Raw genomic sequence first — 5,968 nt, 5'->3', positions numbered from 1 at the left:
CCGCCAGCCGCTGGAGGATCCTGTGGGCCGCCGGGGTGCGCGCCTCGCCGGAGCCGAAGAACTCCTCCGCCTCGGTCACCGACATCGCCAGCACCTCGCTGATGTCGCGGCCGCCGAGGCGGTGGTCCAGCACCGAGGCCTCGAACCGCTTCCCCTCGCACTCCTCGCAGGTGGTGGCGACGCCGGCCATCATCGCCAGGTCGGTGTAGATGACACCGGCGCCGTTGCAGGTGGGGCAGGCGCCCTCGGAGTTGGCGCTGAACAACGCCGGTTTCACCCCGTTGGCCTTGGCGAACGCCTTGCGGATCGGGTCGAGCAGTCCGGTGTACGTCGCCGGGTTGCTGCGCCGGGAGCCGCGGATCGCGCCCTGGTCGACCGACACCACACCCGCGCCGGCCGGGATCGACCCGTGCACGAGCGAGCTCTTGCCGGACCCGGCGACACCGGTGACGACGCACAGGACGCCCAGCGGGATGTCGACATCGACGTTCTGGAGGTTGTGGGCGTCGGCGCCACGGATCCGCAGTGCGCCGGTCGGCTTGCGCACCGCCTCCTTGAGGCGGGCGCGGTCGTCGAAATGGCGGCCCGTGACGGTACCGCTGGCCCGCAGCCCCTCGACGGTGCCCTCGAAGCAGACGGTGCCGCCCGCCGTACCGGCGCCGGGACCGAGGTCGACGACGTGGTCGGCGATCGCGATCGTCTCCGGCTTGTGCTCCACCACGAGCACCGTGTTGCCCTTGTCCCGCAGCCGCAGCAGCAGGTCGTTCATCCGCTGGATGTCATGGGGGTGCAGACCCGTGGTGGGCTCGTCGAAGACGTAGGTGGTGTCGGTGAGCGAGGAGCCGAGGTGGCGGATCATCCTGACGCGCTGCGCCTCGCCGCCCGACAGCGTGCCCGACGGCCGCTCGAGCGAGAGGTAGCCGAGGCCGATCTCCACGAACGAGTCGAGGGTCTGCAGCAGCGTGGCGAGCAGCGGCGCCGCCGAGGGCTCGTCGAGGCCGCGGACCCATGCGGCCAGGTCGCTGATCTGCATCGCGCAGGCGTCGGCGATGCTGATCCCCTCGATCTTCGACGACCGGGCGGCCTCGCTGAGCCGGGTGCCGTCGCACCCGGGGCAGGCGGTGAAGGTGACCGCCCGGTCCACGAACGCCCGGATGTGCGGCTGCATCGCCTCCCGGTCCTTGGCGAGGAACGACTTCTGGATCCGCGGGATCAGCCCCTCGTAGGTCATGTTGATGCCCGCGATCTTCATCCTGGTCGGCTCGCGGTGCAGGAAGTCGTGCAGCTCGGTCCCGGTGTAGTCGCGGATCGGCTTCTCCGGGTCGTAGAAGCCCGACTCGCTGTAGAGCCGGTAGTTCCAGCCGCCCGCCTTGTAGCCGGGGATGGTGAGCGCGCCCTCGGCGAGCGACCTGGAGTCGTCGTAGAGCTGGGTCAGGTCGATGTCGGAGACCGTGCCCCGGCCCTCGCAGCGCGGACACATGCCGCCCGTGATGCTGAACTCGCGCCGCTCCTTCACGGTCTTCCCCTCGCGCTCGAACGTGACCGCACCCGCCCCGCTGACCGAGGGGACGTTGAAGGAGAACGCCTTGGGCGAGCCGATGTGCGGCTGCCCGAGCCGGCTGAAGAGGATGCGCAGCATCGCGTTGGCGTCGGTGGCGGTGCCGACCGTGGAGCGGGGGTCGGCGCCCATCCGCTGCTGGTCGACGATGATCGCGGTCGTCAGCCCTTCGAGCACGTCGACGTCGGGCCGCGCCAGCGTCGGCATGAAGCCCTGTACGAAGGCGCTGTACGTCTCGTTGATCAGCCGCTGCGACTCCGCGGCGATCGTGTCGAACACCAGCGAGCTCTTGCCCGAGCCGGAGACACCGGTGAACACCGTCAGCCGGCGCTTCGGGATCTCGACGCCGACGTCCTTGAGGTTGTTCTCACGCGCGCCGTGCACGCGGATCAGGTCGTGGCTGTCGGCGACATGCGGCGCCGGCGACCGCGTGTCCGTCGTCGTGGCCGTGCTCATCGTGTCTCCCCTGGTGTCCATGGCGGTCACGCTAACGGCGGCCGGCTCACCGGCGCTTCTCCATTTCTGACGAATCCGCCCCTGCCGGATCCGCCTCCGGCGAATCCGCTCGTCGACGGGGTCACAGCCCCAGTCGCGCCAGCGCCTTCCCCCCGTCCAGTCCGCAGGCGTTCTCCCCGCCCGCCGTCCACGCCGCCGCGCACAGCGCGCGCAGCCCGTCCAGGGCCTCGCCGTCACCGGTCAGCTCCAGCCGGTCCGCGCCCGGCGTCGCCGTCCACCCGCCGCACCGGAAGCCATCACCTTCCCGGGTGATCCCGGGCTGCCCGGTGAGCAGGCCGCGCAGATCGGCGTCGACGTACGTCGGCCGGTGCTGGGGCGGCGCGGCGAGCAGCCGCGCCCCGTCCGTCACACCGGTCAGGACCAGCAGCGAGTCGACCCCGCCGTTGAACGCGCCCTCGATGTCCGTGTCCAGCCGGTCCCCGACCACCAGCGGCCGCTCCGCGCCGGTACGCAGGACCGTCTCACGGTGCATGGGCGGCAGCGGCTTGCCCGCCACCTGCGGCCGGGCGCCCGTGGCGATCCGCACCACCTCCACCGCCGCTCCGTTGCCCGGCGCGATCCCGCGCGCACCCGGAATCGTCAGATCGGTGTTGGAGGCGAACCAGGGCACCCCGCGCGCGACGGCGTAACACGCCTCCGCCAGGCGCCCCCACGGCATCCCGGGGCCGCCGTAGCCCTGCGCCACCGCCGCCGGGCCGTCGTCGGCCGACTCGACCGGCTCGAGCCCGCGCTCGCGCAGCGCCACCCGCAGCCCCTCACCGCCGATCACCAACACACGCGCCCCCCGTGGCACCTGATCGGCGATCAGCCGGGCCACCGCCTGCGCGGAGGTGACCACATCGGACGCCTGAGCCCGTATGCCCAGCTCGGTGAGGTGCGCGGCCACCGCGTCCGGGGTGCGCAGGGCGTTGTTGGTGACGTACGCCAGATGCATGCCGCCCGCTCGGGCGGTGGCGAGCGAGTCGACCGCGTGCGCGATCGCGTCCCCACCCGCGTACACCACTCCGTCCAGGTCGAGCAGAGCCGTGTCGTACGCCTCGCTCAGGGCCTGTGCACTGCCCTCGGGCCTCGTCCTGACGCCCTGGCTCATTCCGCATCCGCTCCTCTGAAACCGGCTTTCCCCCGATCATCCCCCATGCCACTGACACACGTACGATGCCGGGATGAACACTGCAGGTCACTCACCGGCAACACCACGCCGGGGCCTCGAACTCACCCCGTTCCGAGGCCTCCGCTACGACCCCGACCGGGTCGGCAGCCTGGCCGCCGTGACGTCCCCGCCGTACGACGTCGTCGTACGCCCCGACGGCCTGCACCACCTCGAGTCCGCCGACCCCCACAACATCGTCCGCCTCATCCTTCCCCAGGCCGGCACGCCCAGCGCCCGCAACGAACAGGCCGCCGACACACTGCGCCGCTGGCTGTCCGAGGGCATCCTGACCACCGACCCCGAGCCGGGCCTGTACGTCTACGAACAGAGCGACGGCGGCGGGATGCTGCAACGCGGGCTGATCGGCGCGCTGCGCGTGTCGGACCCGGCCGAGGGCGTGGTACTGCCCCACGAGGACGTGATGCCGCACGTCGTCGCCGACCGCGCCGCCCTGATGCGCGCGACCTGCGCCAACCTCGAACCGCTGCTGCTCACCTACCGGGGCAACGGCTCGACGGCCGCCGCCACCGTCGCCATCGAACGCGCCGCCGAACAGCCCCCGTTGCTGTCGACCACCACCGAGGACGGCTACCACCACCGCCTGTGGGCGATCACCGACCCCGCCGTCCTGTCCGGCGTCCAGGAGGACCTGGCCCAGCACCAGGCCCTGATCGCCGACGGCCACCACCGCTGGGCGACCTACCGGCGTCTGCGCGCGGAGCACCCCTCCCCCAGTGCCTGGGACTACGGTCTGGTGCTCCTCGTCGACACGGTCCGCTACCCGCTCCGGGTCCGCGCCATCCACCGCCTGCTGCACGGTCTGCCGGTCGCCGACGCGCTGTCCGCGCTGGAGGGTTCGTTCCGCGTACGGCGCCTGGAGACACCCCTGGCGGAGGCGTTGCCGGCCCTCGCGGACGCGGCCTGCGCGGGCAACGCCTTTCTGCTCGCCGGGGACGGTGCCTTCCACCTCGTGGACCGTCCGGACCCGGAACTGCTGGCCCGCACGGTCCCCGCCGAGCACCCGGCCGCCTGGCGCACCCTCGACGCGACGGTCCTGCACGCCACGCTCCTCGACCACGTCTGGGGCATCCCCGAGGACTCCCCGGCCCACATCGCCTACATCCACGACGCGGTCGCCACCGTGGAGAAGGCCGAACGGGACGGCGGTACGGCCGTCCTGATGCACCCGGTCCGCGAGGAGGTCGTCCGCGACCTGGCCCGCCAGGGTGTCACCATGCCCCGAAAGTCGACGTCGTTCGGGCCGAAGCCGGCCTCGGGGCTGGTGCTGAGGGCACTGGGCCTCTGACAGGGGGCGGGCGTCAGCCCTTGTCCTCCACCTTGTCCTCCACCCTGTCCTCCCTGTCCTCCTGGTCCTCCCGGTCTTCCTCGCCCCCGCGGTTCTCGTCCGCATCGGCGGTCTCGGCGGTCTCGTCGAGCGCGTCGGTGAACTCCACGCCGTCCAGCTCGGCCAGCCGGTCGGAGGCGTCGGTGCTGCCGTCCCGGTCGGCCTCGACGGCCTTGGCGAACCACTCCCGCGCCTCGGTCTCCCGGCCGGCGGCGAGCAGCGCGTCGGCGTAGGCGTACCGCAGCCGCGCGGTCCACGGCTGGACGGAGTTGGCGGCCAGCTCGGGGCTCTGCAGTGTCACGATGGCGGCGTCCAGCTGCCCCATGTCACGCCGGGCACCGGCCGCGACGAGCCGCATCTCCACCTGGCCGGCCTTGTCCAGCTTCTGCACCTCGGGCGCTCCGGCCATGTCCAGCGCCTTCTCCGGCCGTCCGAGCCCGCGCTCGCAGTCGGCCATGACGGGCCACAGGTCCATGTTGCCGGTCATCCGGCGGGCGGCCCGGAACTCGGCGAGCGCCTCGCCGTACTTCTGGTTGGCGTACCCGGCGAACCCGGCCGCCTCCCGTACGGCGGCGACCCGGGACGCCAGGCGCAGGGCCACCCTGGAGTAGCCGTAGGCGGCCTCGGGGTCCTCGTCGATCAGCCGGGCGACCATCACGAGGTTCTTGGCCACGTCCTCGGCGAGCGTCTTCGGCAGGCTCTGCAGCTCCTGCCGTACGTCCTTGTCGATCTCCTCGCCGGTGACGTCCTCCGGGATCGGCAGCCGCTTGATCGGCTCCCGGTCGCGGTCCCGGTCCCGCTCGTCGCGGAAGTGGCCACCGCCGCGCCGGTCGTCGCGGCCACGGAAACCACCGGGACGCCCACCGCGGTCGTCACGGCGGGGGCCGTGTCCACCCCGGTCGTCACGACGGAAGGCAGGACGGTCATCACGCCGGTCGTCACGACGGAAGGCAGGACGGTCATCCCGCCGCTCGTCACGACGGAAGGCAGGACGGTCATCCCGCCGCTCGTCCCGGCGGTCGTCACGCCGGAAGGCGGGACGGTCGCCCTCGCGGCGGAAGCCGCGGTCGTCGTCACGACGGAAGGCGGGACGGTCGCCCTCGCGGCGGAAGCCGCGGTCGTCGTCACGACGGAAGGCGGGACGGTCATCCCGCCGGTCATCCCGGCGGAAACCGCCGCGCTCCCCGCGGTCACCGCGCTCGAACCTGTCGTCGCGACGGAAACCACCACGGTCGTCACGACGGCCATGACCGCGGTCGTCGTCACGACGGAAGGCGGGACGGTCATCCCGCCGGTCATCCCGGCGGGAGGCAGGACGGTCATCCCGGCGGTCGTCACGCCGGTAGGCGGGACGGTCGCCCTCGCGGCGGAAGCCGCGGTCGTCGTCACGACGGAAGGC

The 5,968-nt window shown here is 72.5% G+C and carries 3 protein-coding genes and 2 pseudogenes; 2 read left to right on the top strand and 3 right to left on the bottom strand.

The annotated features are described in order from the left end of the window. Together RH94_RS20250 and RH94_RS20245 are read right to left on the bottom strand one after the other, a co-directional pair. Window positions 1-1,882 (bottom strand): annotated as a pseudogene (locus tag RH94_RS20250) (excinuclease ABC subunit UvrA); the annotation flags it as partial. 253 nt (window positions 1,883-2,135) lie between these two features. Further along, the gene (locus RH94_RS20245) at window positions 2,136-3,164 is read right to left on the bottom strand and encodes an HAD hydrolase-like protein (RefSeq protein WP_073948931.1); all 1,029 of its coding nucleotides are present in this window, start codon (window positions 3,162-3,164) and stop codon (window positions 2,136-2,138) included. A gap of 73 nt (window positions 3,165-3,237) precedes the next feature. Here RH94_RS20245 and RH94_RS20240 point away from each other — a divergent pair, with 73 nt between their 5' ends. Next, window positions 3,238-4,530 (top strand): DUF1015 domain-containing protein, encoded by a 1,293-nt coding sequence (locus RH94_RS20240; protein ID WP_073948930.1) that lies wholly within the window; start codon window positions 3,238-3,240, stop codon window positions 4,528-4,530. Window positions 4,531-4,543: 13 nt separating this feature from the next. Here RH94_RS20240 and RH94_RS41485 read toward each other — a convergent pair whose 3' ends face one another. Next, a complete protein-coding gene (locus RH94_RS41485) occupies window positions 4,544-5,332 on the bottom strand; it encodes a tetratricopeptide repeat protein (protein WP_199881013.1) in 789 nt (262 codons plus the stop codon). A 48-nt stretch (window positions 5,333-5,380) separates the two neighbouring features. Here RH94_RS41485 and RH94_RS41480 point away from each other — a divergent pair. Then, a pseudogene (locus RH94_RS41480) lies at window positions 5,381-5,968 on the top strand (hypothetical protein); the annotation flags it as partial.

This window comes from Streptomyces kebangsaanensis, assembly GCF_001906585.1.
Taxonomy (GTDB): Bacteria; Actinomycetota; Actinomycetes; order Streptomycetales; family Streptomycetaceae; genus Streptomyces; species Streptomyces kebangsaanensis.
This window is presented reverse-complemented; position numbering and strand designations above follow the sequence as displayed.